Here is a 19790-nt window from a genome sequence, read left to right as displayed (position 1 = left end):
CCCCGATGCCCCGCCCCGCCTGGTCCCTGTATGCCTACCAACTGATCGAGCCCGATGAGCAGCTCGACCTGTTTGCCTGCCAGGAAATCCGCATCCACCTGGCAGCTCGCCAGCTCGAACTGGGTGTGCCGGTCGACCGCACGCTATGCGGTGGCCTGCTGCCGGCGCAACCGCGTTGGTCGGGGGTGGAGCGTTCGATCTATCGCGACGAGCGCCTCTGCGCTTTGTGCAAGGCTATCCTCGATGCCCAGCGGCGCGGCATGCGCCCGATATGGCCGGAACTCTGAACGCCTTTCATCATCTGAAACGCATGCATCCCGCCAACGCCTCCCGCTTGTTCGACTGCGGGTGTACAATCGACACCCTTGACTGACCTTTCGAAGGATTTACCGGATGTTGCCGCGCTTTCCTGCCGTCACCCGTAGCCTCTCCCTGGCCGCCGTCCTGGTGGCCGGTCCTGCTGTTGCGCTGGAACTGCCGTTGCCACCGCCCGGTGAAGATGTCATCGGCCAGGTTCAAGTGATCAAGGCCAAATACGAAGACACCTTCGCCGACATTGGTACCGCCAACGACCTGGGCTATCTCGAAATGATCGCCGCCAACCCGGGCGTTGACCCGTGGCTGCCGGGTGCGGGCACCGAGATCATCCTGCCCACGCGCTATGTGCTGCCGCCAGGGCCGCGCGAAGGTATCGTCATCAACCTCGCCGAGTACCGTCTGTACTACTTCCCGAAAGGGCAGAACGTGGTGCACACCTTCCCGCTGGGGATCGGCCGCGAAGGCTGGGGGTCACCGATCGCCAACACCAAGATCACCGCCAAGACTCCGAACCCGACCTGGACGCCGCCGGCCTCGATCCGCAAGGAGCACGCTGCCGATGGCGATATCCTGCCGGCGGTGGTGCCCGCAGGGCCGGACAACCCGCTGGGTCCGTTCAAGTTCACGCTTGGCGTGCCTGGCTACCTGATCCACGGTTCGAACAAGAAGTTCGGCATTGGCATGCGCACCAGCCACGGCTGCTTCCGCATGCTCAACAACAACGTGCTGGAGCTGTCGAAGATGGTGCCGGTCGGTACGCCGGTGCGCATCATCAACGAGCCTTACAAGTTCGGTATCAGTGGTGGCAAGGTCTATCTCGAGGCCCATACGCCGCTCGACGACCATGGCAACCCATCGGTGGTCGACAAGCACACGGCGGTCATCAATGCGTTGCTCAAGCGTGAAGACTTGGCCAACAACTTGCGCATGAACTGGGACATGGTGCGTGATGTGGTTGCTGCCGAAGATGGCATGCCGGTCGAGATTGCCGTACCCGTCAACGGCCTTGGCACGGCGCCGGTGGTTTCGAGCATTCCGCCCGAGCTGCAGTAAAGTCTCTGCTACTTGTCTGAAGGCCTGCCTTAGTGCAGGCCTTTTCGTATCTGCGGCTTGTTGCTCGACAGGCAATAAAAAAGCCGACCCACAAGTGGGTCGGCTCCATAACAATCCGTGAGGATTATTACTTGCGGCTGGCTTTGTCCAGCATACGCAGAGCGCGCTCGTTGGCTTCGTCAGCGGTCTGCTGAGCCTTCTGAGCAGCTGCCATAGCGTCGTCAGCTTTGCGGTAGGCTTCGTCTGCACGAGCCTGGGCGCGAGCTGCTGCGTCTTCGGTAGCAGTCAGGCGAGCTTCGGTTTCTTTGGATACGCTGCTGCAACCGGTAGCCAGAACTGCGGCCAGAGCCAGAGCAGAGAATTTCAGAACGTTGTTCATCGTGTTCCCCTTCAAGGACTTTCAATTAAATAGCCATCTCTCGGAAAAGAGAAACTGGCCGGCGTACATAGTACCCATTACTTGTAGTAAGTAAACTGATTGAGCGCAAGAACTGCAAAAAAAATGCGGCCAGCGGTGCGGGGTGACGGGGATTGTAGGTAAAGTGTGAAAATCCTGTGCGGCACACGCAAGCGATTGTAAGACCGGAACTTTTTCGTTGAACTAACGGTGACTTCAACTGTCTTCGAGCGTCTTAGCCCATGGAACATCCGGCTGCCAGCGTCAACGCGTGCGCAGATAAACGTCGCGTTTGCATTTTCATCCCGGGCGCTTGAGCATTCCCGCTTGCGGCGCCTACTATTTGTAGGTGCTCGGTGGCTCAGAACGATCAAGGTCGTGATAGGGTCCAAGGGGTTGGAAGTGGCGCAGAGGTCTCAGGGCCGGACAAACACACATCGGTAAGGTATGGGTCTGCCGACAAGACCTGCTAGGAGTAGAAATGAGCGAGATGCTGACCATCCACCATGACCAGGCCGGTCATCAGTTCGAGACCAATGTGGACGGTCACCGGGCCTACCTGACCTACATGGACCTGGGCAAGCAGACGCTGGATATCTACCGTACCTTCGTGCCCAATGCCCTGCGTGGGCGCGGCATCGCCGCCGCATTGACCGAAAAGGCCCTGGAGTACGCTGAGCAGATGGGCTACACCGTGATCCCATCGTGCTCCTATGTCGAACGCTACATGGAGCGCCAGCAGCGCCATTCCAAGGCCTGAACGGATAGCTGAAATGAAAACGCCGGGCTTAGCCCGGCGTTTTCATTTGCGCAAGCCTCAGCCGCGCTGGCGCTGTGGCAGCACGTCCTTGAGTTTGGCGTGCATGCTGCGCAGGGTCTTCTCGGTGGCCGCCCAGTCGATGCAGGCATCGGTCACGGAAACACCGTATTGCAGCTCGTCCAGGTTCTTCGGAATGGCCTGGCAGCCCCAGTTCAGGTGGCTTTCGACCATCAGGCCGATGATCGACTGGTTACCCTCGAGAATCTGGTTGGCCACGTTCTCCATGACCAGCGGCTGCAGGGCCGGGTCCTTGTTGGAGTTGGCATGGCTGCAATCGACCATGATGTTGGCCTTGATCTTGGCCTTGGCCAGGTCCTGCTCGCACAGGGCGACGCTGACCGAGTCGTAGTTGGGCTTGCCGTTGCCGCCGCGCAACACCACGTGGCCGTAAGCGTTGCCCTTGGTGGTGACGATCGACACGCCGCCTTCCTGGTTGATGCCGAGGAAACGGTGTGGCTTGGACACTGACTGCAGGGCGTTGATCGCCACGGTCAGGCCACCGTCGGTGCCGTTCTTGAAGCCGACCGCCGAGGACAGGCCCGAGGCCATCTCGCGGTGGGTTTGCGACTCGGTGGTGCGGGCGCCGATGGCCGACCAGCTGATCAGGTCCTGCAGGTACTGCGGAGAGATCGGGTCGAGCGCTTCGGTGGCGGTGGGCAGGCCCATCTCGGCAAGGTCGAGCAGCAACTGGCGGCCGATGTGCAGACCGTCCTGGATCTTGAACGAGTCATCGAGGTAAGGGTCGTTGATCAGGCCTTTCCAGCCCACGGTGGTGCGCGGCTTCTCGAAGTACACGCGCATGACCAGGTACAGGGTGTCGGACACTTCCGCAGCCAATACTTTCAGGCGCTCGGCGTATTCGTGGGCGGCCTTGATGTCATGGATGGAGCAGGGCCCGACCACCACGAACAGGCGATGGTCCTTGCCGTCGAGGATATTGCGCACCACTTCGCGGCCGGCAGTCACGGTCTGCAGGGCGGTGGCGCTGAGGGGGATTTCCTTCTTGAGCTGATCAGGGGTGATCAAGGTCTCGTTGGAGGCAACGTTCAAGTCATCGATCGGTAAATCAGCCATCGTGTTACTCGTCAGGTCACGGGTGCCGGCCGCCAGCAATCCCCGTGCGGCCCAGCAGCAGATTGTTCGCAACGGGGAGGCCGAACCTTAACGCGTTAGCGGGGGCGCGACAATGGGCTGGAGCCCGTCGATACAGGCTTTTTGCGGGGGTGGAGGGTATTTCAGGTGCTGATTGAGCGCAGGCTGGCTTCGGAAAAGGCGTCGGCATGCAGGCTTACCCATTGTTCGGCCAACTGCTGTACATCGTCGCCAGCCTCGTCGGTCTTGCCGTGTTGCTGGCAGTAGTGCTGAATCTGGCAGACCTGCTCACCCATGCGTGCGCCGAACAGGGCCTGACTGTCGGTGAAGGCCACGCCCACCCGATACCCCTGGTCGAGGCGCTGGCACCAGGCGATGTAGCCGGGGTAACGTGCATCGGCTCCCAGTGATGGGATCAGTACTTCCACTGCGGTACCACGGCGATAGGCGCGCGGCTGTATGCAGGCAATACCGCCAAGGCCCTGGGTGTGCAGGTGACGGCGAAACAGGCTGGAGGTTGGGCGAAAGGTGAGTTCGACCGGGATGTCGTCGGGGTGGGGCAGGTATCCGCACATGATCGACTCCGTGTCGATTATTTGACCTTCTACGGCCCAGTATAGTGAGGGATCGAAAACCGGCTGATTTGCGTGTAGAAAAACTGACGAACTACAACCAGGCAGGAGTGAGCGCATGCAGGCACGCAACATACGCATCGGCATCATCGGCAGCGGTGCCATTGGTGGTTTCTACGGGTTGATGCTGGCGCGTGCCGGTTTCGATGTGCATTTTCTGTTGCGCAGCGAATACAGCGTGGTCCGTGAGCATGGGCTCAAGCTCGACAGCGCCGTGCACGGACAAATGCATCAATCGGTCCAGGCCTATGCCAGTGCTGCCGACATGCCGCCCTGCGATTGGTTGCTGGTCGGCGCCAAAGCTACCAGCAACGCTGAGCTGGCGCCGTTGATCGTTCAGGCCGCGTCACCCGGTGCCAAGGTAGTGCTGCTGCAGAATGGCCTGGGTGTGGAAGAGCAGCTGCGCCCGGCATTGCGTCCGGACCTGCACCTGCTGGGCGGCCTGTGCTTCATCTGCGTCAATCGCCAGGGGCCGGGCGAGATCCGTCACCAGGCGTTGGGCGCGGTCAACCTCGGTTATCACAGCGGGCCGGCGCAGGACGCCGGAGCGGCGGTGGTGGCCGAAGGCGCCGGGCTGTTCCATGCGGCCGGTATCGACTCCCAGGCCATGACTGACCTCAATCAGGCGCGTTGGCAGAAGCTGGTGTGGAACGTGCCGTACAACGGCCTGTCGGTGCTGCTGAAGGCCAGCACCACGCCGTTGATGACCGACCCCGACAGCCGCGAGCTGATCCAGGCGCTGATGGCTGAAGTGGTGGAGGGCGCGCGCGCCTGCGGGCATGGGTTGCCGGAGGGTTATGCCGAGCACCTGTTTCGGGTTACCGAACAGATGCCGGACTACTGGCCGAGCATGTATCACGACCATGCACAGCAGCGGCCGCTCGAGCTGCAAGCCATATACGCCGAACCGCTGGCGCGCGCCCGGGCAGCCGGTTGCCGGCTGCCGCGCATGGAGGCATTGCATCAGGCGCTGTGCTTCATCGATCGGCGCAATCAGCAGCCCTGAATGCCACGCAGGCCGCACGCTGGACGGCAAGGCGGCGCCCCATGGCGCTGCTAAGCTGAACCTTGCTCTGCCGCAACGGCAGTCGAGGAGGCCGAATGATTCGTTCCATGCTGTACGCCACCGACCTCGGGGTGTACGCGCCTTTTGTCATGCAGCACGCCCTGGCCCTGGCGCGCACTTTCAATGCAGAGCTTTACGTGATCCACGCCGTCGAGCCCATGGGGCAGTTCGCCGAATCCCTGCTGCAGAGCTACCTCGATGAGCAGACCCTCGATGAGCTGCACAGCGAGGGGGTGAATACGGTGATGGCCAATATCGAACAGCGGGTCCTGGAGAACTTTCGTGACGAGCTGGGGGGCGATGCCGACCTGGCCTTGATCCGCGCCGTGCGGGTGCGCCAGGGTGACCCAGCCCAGGTGATACTCGAGCAGGCCCAGCGCCTGGCGGTCGACCTGTTGATCTTCGGTAGCCATAGTGCGGGCGCAGGGGTGGATGTACCCATCGGTCGCACAGCGGTGCGGCTGTTGCAGCTGTCGCCGGTGCCGGTCTACATGGTGCCGTTGGCCCAGCATCTGGGACGTAGGAAAACCGGAAGTTGAGGGTAGGGCGTTTCGCCGCGGCGTAACAAAATAGTTCTAGATTTATTTCCCAAGCCACTAATATAGTTATAACTCGTCGCTGCCAGCGCGCCGGTGGCCTACCGTCTTTGAGGGATATCTATGAAGCTTCAGCAACTGCGCTACATCTGGGAAGTGGCGCACCATGACCTCAACGTTTCCGCGACGGCGCAAAGCCTCTACACCTCCCAACCCGGGATCAGCAAGCAGATCCGCCTGCTCGAGGACGAGCTGGGCGTCGAGGTATTCGCCCGCAGCGGCAAGCACCTCACCCGCGTCACGCCAGCGGGCGAGCGCATCATCAACACCGCTGGCGAAATCCTGCGCAAGGTCGAGAGCATCAAGCAGATCGCCCAGGAGTTCTCCAACGAGAAGAAAGGCACCCTGTCCATCGCCACCACCCACACCCAGGCGCGCTATGCGCTGCCGCCGGTGATCAGCAACTTCATCAAGCAGTACCCGGAAGTCGCCCTGCACATGCATCAGGGCTCGCCGATGCAGATCGCCGAGATGGCCGCCGACGGCACCGTCGATTTCGCCATCGCCACTGAAGCGCTGGAACTGTTCGGCGACCTGATCATGATGCCGTGCTACAAGTGGAACCGTTGCGTGGTGGTCCCACAAGGGCACCCGCTGACCAAGCTGCCGAAACTGACCCTCGAGGCGGTGGCCGAATACCCGATCGTCACTTATGTGTTTGGCTTCACCGGCCGCTCCAAGCTGGACGAGGCGTTCAACCACCGTGGCCTGACGCCGAAGGTGGTGTTCACCGCTGCCGACGCCGACGTGATCAAGACCTATGTGCGCCTGGGCCTCGGCGTGGGCATCGTGGCCAAGATGGCGGTCGACCCCAAGCTCGACAGCGACCTGGTGTGCCTGGATGCCAGCGAACTGTTCGAAGCCAGCATCACCAAGATCGGCTTCCGCCGCGGCACTTTCCTGCGTGGCTTCATGTGCGACTTCATCGAGAAGTTCGCCCCGCACCTGACCCGCGAAGTGATGGCCAAGGCCATCCAGTGCCACAACAAGCAGGAGCTCGAAGAGCTGTTCGAGGGCGTCGAGCTGCCGGTGCACTGATCCGGATAGCATGGGGCCGCTTTGCGGCCCCTATGCGCTTATGCCTTGCTGATGAGGTTGCCGGCGTGCAGCCCGCACTCTTTCTGCGTCGACTCTTCCCACCACCAGCGCCCCTCGCGCTCGTGCTGGTTCGGCAATACCGGGCGGGTGCAGGGCTCGCAGCCGATGCTGATGAACCCACGCTCATGCAGGCTGTTGTACGGCAGCTCGAGCATGCGGATGTAGCCCCAGACTTCCTCGCTGGTCATCTGCGCCAGCGGGTTGAACTTGTACAGGGTGCGCTCAGGCGTGGAGAAGGCGCTGTCGATCTCCAGCGCCGCCACCTGGCTGCGGGTGCCTGGGCTCTGGTCGCGGCGCTGGCCGGTGGCCCAGGCACTGACAGTGGAGAGTTTGCGGCGCAGTGGCTCGATCTTGCGGATGCCGCAGCACTCGCCGTGCCCGTCCTTGTAGAAGCTGAACAGCCCTTTCTCTTTGACGAACGGATCGAGTTTGTCACGGTCCGGGCTGAGGATTTCGATCGGCAGGTTGTACTGTTCGCGCACCTGGTCGATGAAGCGGTAGGTTTCCGGGTGCAGGCGCCCGGTGTCGAGGCTGAACACCTTGACCTGCTTGTTCAGCTTCCAGGCCATGTCCACCAGCACCACGTCCTCGGCACCGCTGAAGGAGATCCACAAATCATCGCCGAAGTGTTCGAAGGCGAGCTTGAGGATCTCCTGCGGGGACTTGCTGGCATAGGTCGCGGCCAGGGCGGCGACGTCGAAGGGTTGGCTCATCAGGCGGTTTCCATCGGGTGATTGGCGCTGTGCGCTCGTAATGCGCAGATGGTAACAAAAAATGGCGGGGTAGACCTGTCGCGCCGCCATCGCGGGGCAAGCCCGCTCCCACGCATGCCTTGCATGAGCCTTGTGGGAGCGGGCTTGCTCCGCGATGGCTCAAAGGCCCTGCAGGGTCTCCATCAACACCCGCACCTTGGCGATCGATTCCTCGTACTCGGCTTGCCAATTCGAATCGGCCACCACCGCGCCACCGCCCCAGCAACTGACCTGGCCATCCTTGACCAGCAGGCTGCGAATGGCGATGGAGCTGTCCATCTCGCCGCGCACGTCGATGTACAGCAGCGAGCCGCAGTAAAGCGCCCGGCGCGCGGGTTCCAGTTCGTCGATGATCTGCATGGCGCGGATCTTCGGTGCGCCGGTGATCGAGCCGCCAGGGAAGCTGCCGCCGATCAGGTCCAGGGCATCCCGGTCTACGGCCAGGCGACCGGTGACGCTGCTGACCAGGTGGTGGACGTTGGGATAGCTCTCCAGGCTGAACAGCTCCGGCACCTTCACCGAGCCGATCTCGCACGTGCGGCCGATATCGTTGCGCAGCAAGTCGACGATCATCAGGTTTTCCGAGCGGTCCTTGGGGCTGGCCAGCAGCTCGGTGGCGTTGCGGGCGTCTTCCACGGGATCAGGGGAGCGCGGGCGGGTACCCTTGATCGGGCGCGTTTCCACCTCGCCCTGGCTGATGCGGATGAAGCGCTCCGGGGAGAAACTCAGCAGCGCTGTGCCGGCATCCAGTTGCTGGTAGCCGGAAAACGGCGTCGGGCAGGCCGCGCGCAGGGCCTGGTAGGCGCGCCAAGGGTCGCCCTGGCAGGGGGCGCGGAAGCGCTGGGTGAGGTTGATCTGGTAGCAGTCGCCGGCCTGGATGTAGCGCTGGACCTGGTCGAACGCTGCCTGGTACTGGTCTGGGGACAGGTCGCCAGCCATTGGTGCCAACAGCCGAAAGTCGCCCGGCGCAGCTTGCCCTGGGTTTTCGAACAGTTGGACCAGGCGTTGCCGCTCGGCTTCGCCCAGCACTGGGTGGAGCACCAGCTGGCTGGTGCGCAACTGATGGTCCGACACCAGTGCCCAGGCGTACAGGCCAAGGCGGGCGTCGGGTAGCCCGAGGTCATCCATGGCCAGCGAGGGCAGTTGCTCCAGGCGACGACCGAAGTCGTAGCTCAGGTAGCCGATCAGGCCGCCGGCAAACGGCAGTTCCACACCAGCAGGCAATTGCGCAGTGCCCAGTTCGGCCAACGCCTGGCGCAGGCGTTGCAGGTAGGTTTGGCCGTCTTCCGCGGGTTGCGCCTGCAACTGCGCCAGGGGCCAGGCGCTGAGCAGGTCGAAGCGGCCACGCTCGGCCACGGGGCGGGCACTGTCGAGCAGGATCGCGCCGGGCGCGCTGCGCAGGCGTGCGAAGTAGAAGGCGGGGTCGGGCTGGTAGGGCAGGGGGTGGAGCGTACAGGTCGGCATCAGAATGGACGGCGATGAAAAAGCGAGGAGGGCGATTGTAGACCTGTGTAGGAAATGCGCCTAGCGCTGGCGGCGACATTCACATGTTGTGACGAGTCGTTTGATTGCCTCGAGGGAGCGGGCTTGCCCCGCGATTGGGGCCTGGCCTGGCTACGCTATCGCGGGGCAAGCCCGCTCCCACGGGTTACTGCGGATGCACGTGCCCGAACAGGCCTTGTGCCACTTTTACCCGTTGATCGGCATCTTCGCTGCGGCCTTCTTTGGCCAACGCCTCCAGGTGCGCCTCGATGGCATGGGTGCGTTGGGTGAGGCCGCAGTCGTTGGCGATCTGGATGTTCAGGCCAGGGCGGGCATTGAGCTCGAGGATCAGTGGCCCCTTGTCCTGGTCCAGCACCATGTCCACGCCGATATAGCCCAGGCCGCACAGTTCGTAGCAGCTGGCGGCGAGTTTCATGAAGCCGTCCCAGTTGGGCAGCTGCACGCCGTCCACCGCGTTGGTGGTGTCCGGGTGCTTGCTGATGATCTTGTTCAACCAGGTGCCGCGCAGCGTGAGGCCGGTGGCCAGGTCAACGCCCACGCCGATGGCGCCCTGGTGCAGGTTGGCCTTGCCGCCGGACTGCCGGGTCGGCAGGCGCAGCATGGCCATCACCGGGTAGCCCATCAGCACGATGATGCGGATGTCCGGCACGCCTTCGTAGCTGATGCTCTTGAAGATCTGGTCCGGGGTGACCCGGTACTCGATCAGCGCGCGGTCACGGTGTCCGCCGAGCGAGTACAGCCCGGTGAGGATGCTGGAGATCTGGTGCTCGATCTCCTCGTGGCTGATGATCTTGCCCGACACGGTGCGGTAGCGGTCCTCGAAGCGGTCGGCGATGACCAGGATGCCGTCACCGCCTGCCCCTTGTGCAGGCTTGATGACGAAATCGTTGCGCTCGCCGATGATCTGGTCGAGCTTCTCGATCTGCTTCTCGGTCTCGATGATGCCGTACATCTCCGGCACATGGATGCCGGCCGCCAGCGCGCGTTCCTTGGTGATGATCTTGTCGTCGACGATCGGGTACAAGTGGCGTTTGTTGTACTTCAACACGTAGTCCGCGTTGCGCCGGTTGATACCCATGATGCCCCGGGCCTCCAGGGCTTTCCAGGTCTTGATCAGGCCAAACATCAGGCGTCAGCCTTCTTCAGGAATGCCTTGAAGCGCACCAGCTCGGTCAGGCGGTAGCCGCGGTAGCGACCCATCGCCAGCATGAAGCCCACCAGGACCAGCAGTACCGCCGGGAAGGTGAAGACGAAGTACACCGCTTCCGGCACGGTCATCAGCAGGTGCGCGATGGAGGCGGCGAACAGGGTGCCGATCGCCACTTTCATGGCATGGCCACCGCCACGCTCTTCCCAGGTGATCGACAGGCGTTCGATGGTCATGGTGAGGATGACCATCGGGAACAGCGCCACCGACAGCCCGCGCTCCAGGCCCAGCTTGTGGCTGAACAGGCTGATGGCGGCGATCAGCACCACCACGAAGGTCAATACCACCGACAGGCGCGGCAGCATCTGCAGCTTGAGGTGTTCCAGATACGAGCGCAGCGACAGGCCCAGCGCGGTGATTACCGTGAACAGCATGATGCCGAAGCCCAGTTGCGTCTCGCGGAAGGCCAGGGCGATCAGCACCGGGGTGAAGGTACCCAGGGTCTGGATGCCGATCAGGTTGCGCAGCACAAGAATGACCAGCACGCCGATCGGGATCATCACCATGATCATGAAGGTCTGTTGCGTTTGCAGCGGCAGGCCGTACAGCGAGTACTCGAGGAAGTCGGCGTCGGTGTTCTCGTCGGTCAGCTTGGCCAGGCGGATGGCGTTCATTTCGCTGTTGTTCATGCTGAAGGTGACGTTGGCCTTCTTGCCGCCATCGACGGTGATCAGGTTCTCATCGCCGGTCCACCACAGCAGGCGGTCGGCGGGCAGGCCCTGTTCGCCGGTGTCCGGGTTGAAGTACAGCCAGTCGTTGCCGTTGAAGCTGCGCAGCCACAGTTCAGGGGTCTGCGGGGTGTCGGCCACCAGGCGGATGGTGTGCACCTTCTCCAGTGGCACGTGGGCGATCGACAGCAGCAGGTCGATGACCTGGGCCTTCTTCAGCGACGAGGTGTCGCCGGCCAGCAGCAGCTTGACGTTGTCGTCGTTGAGGTTGTTGACCCGCTTGATGGTCTCGCCGACGAAGGTCTCGACATCGGCGGAGTGCTGGCGGATCGGCGCCATCAGCGCTTCGGCGGCCAGCTTCTCGGGGCCTTCGATGGCCATGCTGTCGCGGAAGGTCGGGCCCTTGATCTTGGTCTTTTCGTTGCTGTAGCGCTTGGTCAGCACCAGGCGGTAGTACAGGGTCTGGTTGCCATTGGCGCGGCGTGCCGACCAGGTGACCTTGCGGTTGCCGTCGGCGCGGTTGACGCTCACCCCATAGTTGTTGGAGATGAAGCTCTCGTTGAGGCTGACGTAGTCGCGGTTCAGCGGTGGCACGAACATCTGCACCTTGACCGGGTCCTTGGAACTGGCGACGAACTCGACCTTGGCGTCGATGTTCCACAGGTCGTCGGTTTCATCCTCGGTCACCGGGATGCCCAGGGCGAAGATCTGATAGGCCGTGATCGCCACGCCCAGCAGCACCAGGACGGTGATCAAGACTTTCAGGTGGAGGGTAAGAGAGCGCATCGGGGTTACTCTGCTTTGGTAGCTTCGGTGGCACAGGCAGGTTTGCCGGCCGCGTATTTAAGGCTTGGGTCGACCAGCGCACCGAAGTGCTTGAGGGCCTCGGAACCTATCAGCAGCGGGAACTGGAAGGCGCTGCGGTCGGTGAGGTTGACCTCGATGGTGCGTTGCGTCTGGCCCATGCAGATCGCGAGTTCGATGACCGGTCGGGCAGTGTAGGCCTTGCCGGATTCGGCGTCATAGTCCCCGGCGCGGCGCTTGATCTTGCTGACACGGGCCAGGGGGCGTTCGATGGGGTGTTGGTGGGCGGCGTCGATGGCCAGGTAGAAGCGTACCCAGCTTTCGCCGTCGCGCTTGAAGCGCTTGATGTCGCGGGCGCTGAGCGAGGCGGTCTTGGCGCCGGTGTCGAGCTTGGCCGCCACTTCCAGGTCCAGGCCGCCCAGGCGAGCGTACTCGTTCAGGCCATAGACGGTTCTTTCCGCGGCCGGCGCCAGGGCCGGTAGCAGAGTCAGGCAGAGCAGCAGTGATGCGGGTATGAGTCTCATAATCCTGGCGCGGTGCTGTGCGGGGTTCAGGGCAAGGCGACTGGCCAAGCGTCCTTCGATGATCTGTCGACAGCATGAACTGATGACAGGCAGACGATCCATGCTCGCTAACGGAGCGCGGCATTCTATCACGCCGATGTGTTGACGCCAGCGCGCCCGCGATCAGACCGCATGACGGCAAGGTAAGTTCGTTATTAGACGATTGTCGACAATATTCTTTTTGTCTTTGACTCCGCTCCTCTATTTGGCTAGTTTTGCCGACATTGAATTTGAAGGTGTCGACAATCATGCTGGGCACAGCTTCAGTCACTCCAATGCTGCAGGATGAGACCGAGACGCTCTCGGAAAACGTCTTCCGGCGCATCCAGGCGGCCATCGTCAAGGGCGAGATCGCCCCCGGCAGCAAGATCTCCGAGCCGGAGCTGGCGCGCACCTACGGTATCAGCCGCGGCCCGCTGCGCGAGGCGATCCACCGCCTCGAAGGCCAGCGCCTGCTGGTGCGCGTGCCCCATGTCGGCGCCCGGGTGGTGTCGCTGAGTCACGCCGAACTGATCGAGCTGTACGAAATCCGCGAATCGCTGGAGGGCATGGCCTGCCGCCTGGCCGCCGAACGCATGAGCCAGGCCGCCATCGACGAGCTGCGCCATGTGCTCGACACCCATGAGCGCGATGCCGCGTTCCAGGCCGGGCAGGGCTACTACCAGCAGGAAGGCGACTATGACTTCCACTACCGGATCATCCAGGGCAGCGGCAACCAGACTCTCTACAAGATGCTCTGCGGCGAGCTGTACCAGCTGGTGCGCATGTACCGCATCCAGTTCTCCACCACGCCCAACCGGCCGCGCCAGGCCTTCGCCGAGCACCACCGCATCCTCGATGCCATCGAAGCCCGCGACGGCGAGCTCGCAGAACTCCTGATGCGCCGCCACATCGGCGCGTCCAAACGCAATATCGAGCGTCACTACCAAGGCGCCGACAACAATAGCCCACGAGGTGAGTCATGACAGTGAAGAGCACGCCCGGCCAGCGTTTCCGTGACGCGGTTGCCGCCGAACATCCGCTGCAGGTGGTCGGGGCCATCAACGCCAACCACGCCCTGCTGGCCAAGCGCGCCGGTTTCAAGGCCATCTACCTGTCCGGTGGCGGTGTCGCCGCCGGTTCCCTGGGCCTGCCAGACCTGGGGATCAGCAACCTGGACGACGTGCTCACCGACGTGCGCCGCATCACCGACGTGTGCGACCTGCCGCTGCTGGTGGATGTCGACACCGGTTTTGGTGCCTCGGCGTTCAACGTGGCGCGCACCGTCAAGTCGATGAGCAAGTTCGGCGCCGCCGCCATCCACATCGAGGACCAGGTCGGTGCCAAGCGCTGCGGCCACCGCCCGAACAAGGAAATCGTCACGCAGCAGGAGATGGTCGACCGCATCAAGGCGGCGGTGGATGCCCGCACCGACGACAGCTTCGTGATCATGGCGCGCACCGACGCCCTGGCGGTGGAAGGCCTGAACGCCGCGTTGGACCGTGCCGCCGCCTGTATAGAAGCCGGCGCCGACATGATTTTCCCGGAAGCCATCACCGAGCTTTCGATGTACAAGACCTTCGCCGACCGGGTCAAAGCCCCGATCCTGGCCAACATCACCGAATTCGGCGCCACGCCGCTGTACACCACTGAAGAGCTGGCCTCGGTCGACGTGTCGCTGGTGCTGTACCCGCTGTCGGCGTTCCGCGCCATGAACAAGGCCGCCGAGAACGTCTACACCGCGCTGCGCCGCGACGGCACCCAGAAGAACGTGATCGACACCATGCAGACCCGCATGGAGCTCTACGATGCCATCGGTTACCACGCCTTCGAGCAAAGCCTCGATGCGCTGTTCGCGCAGAAGAAAGGATAGAAAGGCCTGGCGCTGTACCTGTAGGAGCGGGCTTGCCCCGCGAAGCGCCGGTACAGCCACCCATGAATAGCCAGAAAGACTTCGATAACAAATTCAAGAAAGGAGCAACACCATGGCCGAAGCAAAAGTACTCAGTGGCGCTGGCCTGCGTGGCCAGGTGGCCGGGCAGACCGCACTTTCCACCGTCGGCCAGGCCGGTGCCGGCCTGACCTACCGCGGCTATGACGTGCGCGACCTGGCCGCCGGTGCCGAGTTCGAGGAAGTCGCCTACCTGCTGCTGTACGGCGAGCTGCCGAGCAAGGCCGAGCTTGCCGACTACAAGCGCAAGCTCAAGGGCCTGCGCGACCTGCCGCAAGCGTTGAAGGAAGTGCTCGAGCGCATTCCGCGTGACGCCCACCCGATGGATGTGATGCGCACCGGCTGCTCGGTCCTCGGCACCCTGGAACCGGAACTGACCTTCGACGCCCAGCACGACAAGACCGACCGCCTGCTGGCGCTGTTCCCGGCGGTGATGTGCTACTGGTACCGCTTCACCCACCACGGTGTGCGCATCGACTGCAGCAGCGACGAAGACACCATTGGCGGCCACTTCCTGCACCTGCTGCACGGCAAGAAACCGAGCGAACTGCACGTCAAGGTGATGAACGTCTCGCTGATCCTGTACGCCGAGCACGAATTCAACGCCTCGACCTTCACCGCCCGCGTCTGTGCCTCGACCCTGTCCGACCTGTACTCGTGCATCACCGCCGCCATCGGCTCGCTGCGCGGCCCGCTGCACGGTGGCGCCAACGAGGCGGCGATGGAGCTGATCGAGCGCTTCCAGAGCCCGCAGGAAGCGACCGCCGAGCTGCTGCGCATGCTCGAGCGCAAAGACAAGATCATGGGCTTCGGCCACGCCATCTACAAAGAGTCCGACCCGCGCAACGAGGTGATCAAGGGCTGGTCGAAACAGCTGGCCGACGAGGTGGGCGACACCGTGCTGTACCCGGTTTCCGAAGCCATCGACAAGACCATGTGGGAGCAGAAGCGCCTGTTCCCCAACGCCGACTTCTACCATGCCTCGGCGTACCACTTCATGGGCATCCCGACCAAGCTGTTCACCCCGATCTTCGTCTGCTCGCGCCTGACCGGCTGGGCCGCGCACGTGTTCGAGCAGCGCGCCAACAACCGCATCATCCGCCCAAGCGCCGAATACACAGGCGTCGAGCAGCGCCAGTTCGTGCCAATCGAGCAGCGCTGAACAAGAAATAGAGAGGCAACCCGCCCCCTGTGGGAGCGGGCTTGCCCGCGAATGCGGTGTCGCGTTCACCGACGCTTTCGCGGGCGAGCCCGCTCCCACAGGGGCGGTGGATTCTTCCGATTACTGTGACCGAGCCTGATTCTCTATGAACACCGAATTCCGCAAGCCCCTGCCAGGCACCGCCCTGGACTACTTTGATGCCCGTGCCGCAGTCGAGGCGATCCAGCCCGGCGCCTACGCTGGCCTGCCGTACACCTCCCGCGTGCTGGCCGAAAACCTCGTTCGCCGCTGTGACCCCGCCACCCTCAACGCCTCGCTGGAACAGCTGATCGAGCGCAAGCGCGACCTCGACTTCCCCTGGTTCCCCGCCCGTGTGGTGTGCCATGACATCCTCGGCCAGACCGCCCTGGTGGACCTGGCCGGCCTGCGCGACGCCATCGCCGACAAAGGGGGCGACCCGGCCGCGGTCAACCCGGTGGTGCCGGTGCAGTTGATCGTCGACCACTCGCTGGCGGTGGAGTGTGGCGGCTTCGACCCGCAGGCGTTCGAGAAGAACCGCGCCATCGAAGACCGGCGCAACGAAGACCGCTTCCATTTCATCAACTGGACCAAGCAGGCGTTCAAGAACGTCGACGTGATCCAGCCGGGCAACGGCATCATGCACCAGATCAACCTGGAGAAGATGTCGCCGGTGATCCACAACGACCGCGGCGTGGCCTACCCGGACACCTGCGTCGGCACCGACAGCCACACCCCACACGTCGATGCCCTGGGCGTGATCGCTATCGGTGTCGGCGGTCTGGAAGCCGAGAACGTCATGCTCGGCCGCGCCTCGTGGATGCGCCTGCCGGAGATCGTCGGTGTCGAGCTGACCGGCCGCCTGGCGCCGAACATCACCGCCACCGACCTGGTGCTGGCGCTCACCGAGTTCCTGCGCAAGCAGAAGGTGGTCGGCGCCTACCTGGAGTTCCATGGTGCCGGTGCCAGCGCACTGACGCTGGGCGACCGCGCCACCATCTCCAACATGGCCCCGGAGTACGGCGCCACCGCGGCGATGTTCGCCATCGACCAGCAGACCATCGACTACCTCAAGCTCACCGGTCGTGATGACCAGCAGGTGCAGTTGGTCGAAACCTATGCCAAGGCCACCGGCCTGTGGGCCGACAGTCTGGCCAATGCCGAATACGAGCGCACCCTGAGCTTCGACCTGTCCAGTGTGGTGCGTAACATGGCTGGCCCATCCAACCCGCACGCCCGCGTGGCCACCAGTGACCTGGCAGCCAAGGGCATTGCCGGGCAGTGGGAAGAAGTGCCGGGGCAGATGCCGGACGGCGCAGTGATCATCGCCGCCATCACCAGCTGCACCAACACCAGCAACCCGCGCAACGTGATCGCCGCTGGCCTGTTGGCGCGTAACGCCAACAAGCTCGGCCTGGCCCGCAAACCGTGGGTCAAGTCGTCGCTGGCGCCGGGCTCCAAGACCGTGCAGCTCTACCTGAAAGAAGCTGGGCTCGAGCAGGAACTGGAGCAACTGGGCTTCGGCGTCGTCGCTTTCGCCTGCACCACCTGCAACGGCATGTCCGGTGCGTTGGACCCGGTGATTCAGCAAGAGATCATCGACCGTGACCTGTACGCCACCGCCGTGCTGTCGGGTAACCGTAACTTCGACGGGCGTATCCACCCCTACGCCAAGCAGGCCTTCCTCGCATCGCCGCCACTGGTGGTGGCCTACGCCATCGCTGGCACCATCCGCTTCGACATCGAGAAAGATGTGCTGGGGGTGGTGGATGGCAAGGAGATCCGCCTGAAGGATATCTGGCCCAGCGACGAGGAGATCGATGCGGTGGTGCGTGCTTCGGTCAAGCCGGAGCAGTTCCGCCAGGTGTACATCCCGATGTTCACCATCGAAGAAGACAAGGGGCCTAAGGTCGCGCCGCTGTATGCGTGGCGCGAGATGAGTACCTACATTCGCCGCCCGCCGTACTGGGAAGGTGCCCTGGCCGGTGAGCGCACCCTGCGTGGCATGCGCCCGCTGGCAGTGCTGCCGGACAACATCACCACCGACCACCTGTCGCCGTCCAACGCCATCATGCTCGACAGCGCCGCCGGTGAGTACCTGGCGAAGATGGGCCTGCCGGAAGAGGACTTCAACTCCTACGCCACCCACCGTGGCGATCACCTGACCGCCCAGCGCGCCACCTTCGCCAACCCCAAGCTGTTCAACGAGATGGTGCGCAAGGAAGACGGCAGCGTGAAGCAGGGTTCGCTGGCGCGTATCGAGCCGGAAGGCAAGGTGACCCGCATGTGGGAGGCCATCGAAACCTACATGCAGCGCAAGCAGCCGCTGATCATCGTTGCCGGTGCCGACTACGGCCAGGGTTCGTCCCGTGACTGGGCAGCCAAGGGCGTGCGCCTGGCGGGGGTCGAGGCGATCGTTGCCGAAGGCTTCGAGCGCATCCACCGCACCAACCTGGTGGGCATGGGCGTGCTGCCGCTGGAGTTCAAACCGGGCACCGACCGCAAGACCCTGGCACTGGATGGCAGCGAGACCTATGACGTGCTGGGTGCGCGCAAGCCGCGTGCGACCTTGACCCTGGTGGTCACGCGGCGCAATGGCGAGCGTGTCGAGGTGCCGGTGACCTGCCGCCTGGATACCGCCGAAGAGGTGTCGATCTACGAGGCGGGCGGGGTGCTGCAGCGCTTTGCCCAGGACTTCCTGGAAGGCACGGCCTGAGTGAAGCGGGGGCCGCCTTGCGGCCCTTTCGCGGCGCAAGGCCGCTCCTACAGGAAAGCGCGGTGCCCTGTAGGAGCGGCCTTGTATCGCGAAAGGGCTGCGCAGCAGCCCCAGGATTTCCGCCGGAACACAAAAATCAGGAAGCATGACAATGGCCCGCGTACCCCAAATCAAAATCCCCGCCACCTACATGCGCGGTGGCACCAGCAAAGGCGTGTTCTTCCGTCTACAAGACCTGCCCGAACAGGCGCAGGTCCCAGGCCCCGCCCGCGATGCCCTGCTGTTGCGGGTAATCGGCAGCCCCGACCCGTACGGCAAGCAGATCGACGGCATGGGCGGAGCCACCTCCAGCACCAGCAAGACGGTCATCCTGTCACCGAGCATCAAGCCCGAGCACGACGTCGACTACCTGTTCGGCCAGGTGTCGATCGATACGGCCTTCGTCGACTGGAGCGGCAACTGCGGCAACCTCTCTGCCGCAGTAGGCTCGTTCGCCATCGCCAGTGGCTTGGTCGATGCCGCGCGGGTGCCACGCAACGGCATTGCCACCGTGCGCATCTGGCAGGCCAATATCGGCAAGACCATCATCGCCCATGTACCGATCACCGACGGTGAAGTGCAGGAGACGGGCGACTTCGAACTCGATGGCGTGACCTTCCCGGCTGCCGAAGTGCAGCTGGAATTTCTCGATCCGGCCGCCGACGAAGACGGCGACGGCGGGGCGATGTTCCCTACCGGCAACCTGGTCGATGACCTGGAGGTGCCGGGTGTCGGCACCTTCAAGGCGACCCTGATCAACGCCGGCATCCCGACCATCTTTGTCAACGCTGCCGACATCGGCTATAGCGGCACCGAGTTGCAGGATGCGATCAACGGTGATGCTGCCGCGCTGGCGCGTTTCGAGACGATCCGTGCCCATGGCGCGGTGCGCATGGGGCTGATCGAGCATGTCGACCAGGCCGCCGGGCGTCAGCACACGCCGAAAGTGGCCTTCGTCGCGGCGCCGGTCTCCTACACTGCCTCCAGTGGCAAGGCGGTCAATGCCGAGGACGTCGACCTGCTGGTGCGTGCACTGTCCATGGGCAAGCTGCACCACGCGATGATGGGCACCGCCGCGGTGGCCATCGGCACGGCGGCGGCGATCCCTGGGACGCTGGTCAATCTGGCAGCCGGTGGTGGCGAGCGCAGTGCCGTACGTTTCGGTCATCCGTCCGGGACGTTGCGTGTCGGTGCCGAGGCCCGTCAGGTAGGCGGGCAATGGACCGTGACCAAGGCAATCATGAGCCGCAGTGCTCGGGTGCTGATGGAGGGCTGGGTGCGCGTGCCTGGCGATAGCTTCTAACGCACTGATGGCGCTCGGCTTTCGTTGAGTGGGGCCGCGTTGCGGCCCATCGC

The 19790-nt window shown here is 63.5% G+C and carries 19 protein-coding genes; 11 read left to right on the top strand and 8 right to left on the bottom strand.

Annotated elements, in window-relative coordinates:
- Positions 1-5: 5 nt before the first annotated feature.
- Entirely contained in the window at positions 6-287 is a 282-nt protein-coding gene (locus tag IX761_RS16590; RefSeq protein ID WP_194790653.1) for a hypothetical protein, read from the top strand.
- Positions 288-393: 106 nt separating this feature from the next.
- A complete protein-coding gene (locus tag IX761_RS16585) occupies positions 394-1371 on the top strand; it encodes a L,D-transpeptidase family protein (RefSeq protein ID WP_194790648.1) in 978 nt (325 codons plus the stop codon).
- 127 nt (positions 1372-1498) lie between these two features.
- Here the strand turns inward: IX761_RS16585 and IX761_RS16580 are convergent, their stop codons facing one another.
- Positions 1499-1750, bottom strand: coding sequence for an Lpp/OprI family alanine-zipper lipoprotein (locus IX761_RS16580; protein WP_003250288.1), 252 nt, complete (start codon positions 1748-1750; stop codon positions 1499-1501).
- Positions 1751-2249: 499 nt separating this feature from the next.
- Here IX761_RS16580 and IX761_RS16575 point away from each other — a divergent pair, with 499 nt between their 5' ends.
- Positions 2250-2528 (top strand): GNAT family N-acetyltransferase, encoded by a 279-nt coding sequence (locus IX761_RS16575; protein ID WP_194790647.1) that lies wholly within the window; start codon positions 2250-2252, stop codon positions 2526-2528.
- Positions 2529-2585: 57 nt separating this feature from the next.
- Here IX761_RS16575 and IX761_RS16570 read toward each other — a convergent pair whose 3' ends face one another.
- A complete protein-coding gene (locus IX761_RS16570) occupies positions 2586-3662 on the bottom strand; it encodes a 3-deoxy-7-phosphoheptulonate synthase (RefSeq protein ID WP_194790646.1) in 1077 nt (358 codons plus the stop codon).
- Positions 3663-3823: 161 nt separating this feature from the next.
- Positions 3824-4255, bottom strand: coding sequence for a PilZ domain-containing protein (locus IX761_RS16565; protein WP_194790645.1), 432 nt, complete (start codon positions 4253-4255; stop codon positions 3824-3826).
- Positions 4256-4370: 115 nt separating this feature from the next.
- On the opposite strand from IX761_RS16565, the gene IX761_RS16560 reads away from it, so the two are divergent.
- From IX761_RS16560 to cysB, 3 genes are all read left to right on the top strand, one after another.
- Entirely contained in the window at positions 4371-5318 is a 948-nt protein-coding gene (locus IX761_RS16560) for a putative 2-dehydropantoate 2-reductase (protein WP_194790644.1), read from the top strand.
- 95 nt (positions 5319-5413) lie between these two features.
- On the top strand, positions 5414-5917 hold the full coding sequence (locus IX761_RS16555) for a universal stress protein (RefSeq protein ID WP_194790643.1): 504 nt from the start codon (positions 5414-5416) through the stop codon (positions 5915-5917).
- Between the two features lie 120 nt (positions 5918-6037).
- Positions 6038-7012 (top strand): HTH-type transcriptional regulator CysB, encoded by a 975-nt coding sequence (gene cysB, locus IX761_RS16550; RefSeq protein ID WP_011533140.1) that lies wholly within the window; start codon positions 6038-6040, stop codon positions 7010-7012.
- A gap of 38 nt (positions 7013-7050) precedes the next feature.
- Here cysB and IX761_RS16545 read toward each other — a convergent pair whose 3' ends face one another.
- The 5 genes from IX761_RS16545 to IX761_RS16525 all read right to left on the bottom strand — a co-directional run bounded on the left by IX761_RS16545 (position 7051) and on the right by IX761_RS16525 (position 12530).
- The gene (locus tag IX761_RS16545; RefSeq protein ID WP_194790642.1) at positions 7051-7785 is read right to left on the bottom strand and encodes a phosphoadenylyl-sulfate reductase; all 735 of its coding nucleotides are present in this window, start codon (positions 7783-7785) and stop codon (positions 7051-7053) included.
- A gap of 159 nt (positions 7786-7944) precedes the next feature.
- Positions 7945-9288 carry an aminodeoxychorismate synthase component I gene (gene pabB, locus IX761_RS16540; RefSeq protein WP_194790641.1) on the bottom strand — a complete coding sequence of 448 codons (1344 nt, stop codon included), beginning with the start codon at positions 9286-9288 and terminating at the stop codon, positions 7945-7947.
- Between the two features lie 184 nt (positions 9289-9472).
- The gene (locus tag IX761_RS16535) at positions 9473-10453 is read right to left on the bottom strand and encodes an alpha-L-glutamate ligase-like protein (RefSeq protein WP_194790640.1); all 981 of its coding nucleotides are present in this window, start codon (positions 10451-10453) and stop codon (positions 9473-9475) included.
- Positions 10453-11988, bottom strand: a complete 1536-nt coding sequence (locus IX761_RS16530; RefSeq protein WP_194790639.1) for an inactive transglutaminase family protein — start codon at positions 11986-11988, stop codon at positions 10453-10455. Before IX761_RS16530 ends, IX761_RS16535 begins: the two co-directional genes overlap by 1 nt.
- 5 nt (positions 11989-11993) lie before the next feature.
- Positions 11994-12530: an ATP-dependent zinc protease gene (locus IX761_RS16525; protein ID WP_194790638.1), complete on the bottom strand. Its 537-nt coding sequence runs from the start codon at positions 12528-12530 to the stop codon at positions 11994-11996.
- Positions 12531-12817: 287 nt separating this feature from the next.
- On the opposite strand from IX761_RS16525, the gene IX761_RS16520 reads away from it, so the two are divergent.
- The 5 genes from IX761_RS16520 (at position 12818) to prpF (ending at position 19737) form a co-directional block, all read left to right on the top strand.
- A complete protein-coding gene (locus tag IX761_RS16520) occupies positions 12818-13534 on the top strand; it encodes a GntR family transcriptional regulator (RefSeq protein WP_194790637.1) in 717 nt (238 codons plus the stop codon).
- Positions 13531-14421: a methylisocitrate lyase gene (prpB, locus tag IX761_RS16515; RefSeq protein ID WP_194790636.1), complete on the top strand. Its 891-nt coding sequence runs from the start codon at positions 13531-13533 to the stop codon at positions 14419-14421. Before IX761_RS16520 ends, prpB begins: the two co-directional genes overlap by 4 nt.
- Before the next feature lie 112 nt (positions 14422-14533).
- Positions 14534-15661, top strand: coding sequence for a 2-methylcitrate synthase (prpC, locus tag IX761_RS16510; protein WP_194790635.1), 1128 nt, complete (start codon positions 14534-14536; stop codon positions 15659-15661).
- A 145-nt stretch (positions 15662-15806) separates the two neighbouring features.
- Complete coding sequence (gene acnD / locus IX761_RS16505; RefSeq protein WP_194790634.1) at positions 15807-18395, top strand: Fe/S-dependent 2-methylisocitrate dehydratase AcnD; 2589 nt, start codon at positions 15807-15809, stop codon at positions 18393-18395.
- A gap of 151 nt (positions 18396-18546) precedes the next feature.
- Positions 18547-19737, top strand: coding sequence for a 2-methylaconitate cis-trans isomerase PrpF (gene prpF / locus IX761_RS16500; RefSeq protein WP_194790633.1), 1191 nt, complete (start codon positions 18547-18549; stop codon positions 19735-19737).
- The last annotated feature ends 53 nt before the right edge of the window (positions 19738-19790 follow it).

This window comes from Pseudomonas sp. UFMG81, from assembly GCF_015354575.1.
Lineage (GTDB): Bacteria > Pseudomonadota > Gammaproteobacteria > Pseudomonadales > Pseudomonadaceae > Aquipseudomonas.
The sequence above is the reverse complement of the archived record's forward strand: the minus strand, read 5'-3'. Positions and strand labels throughout refer to the sequence as shown.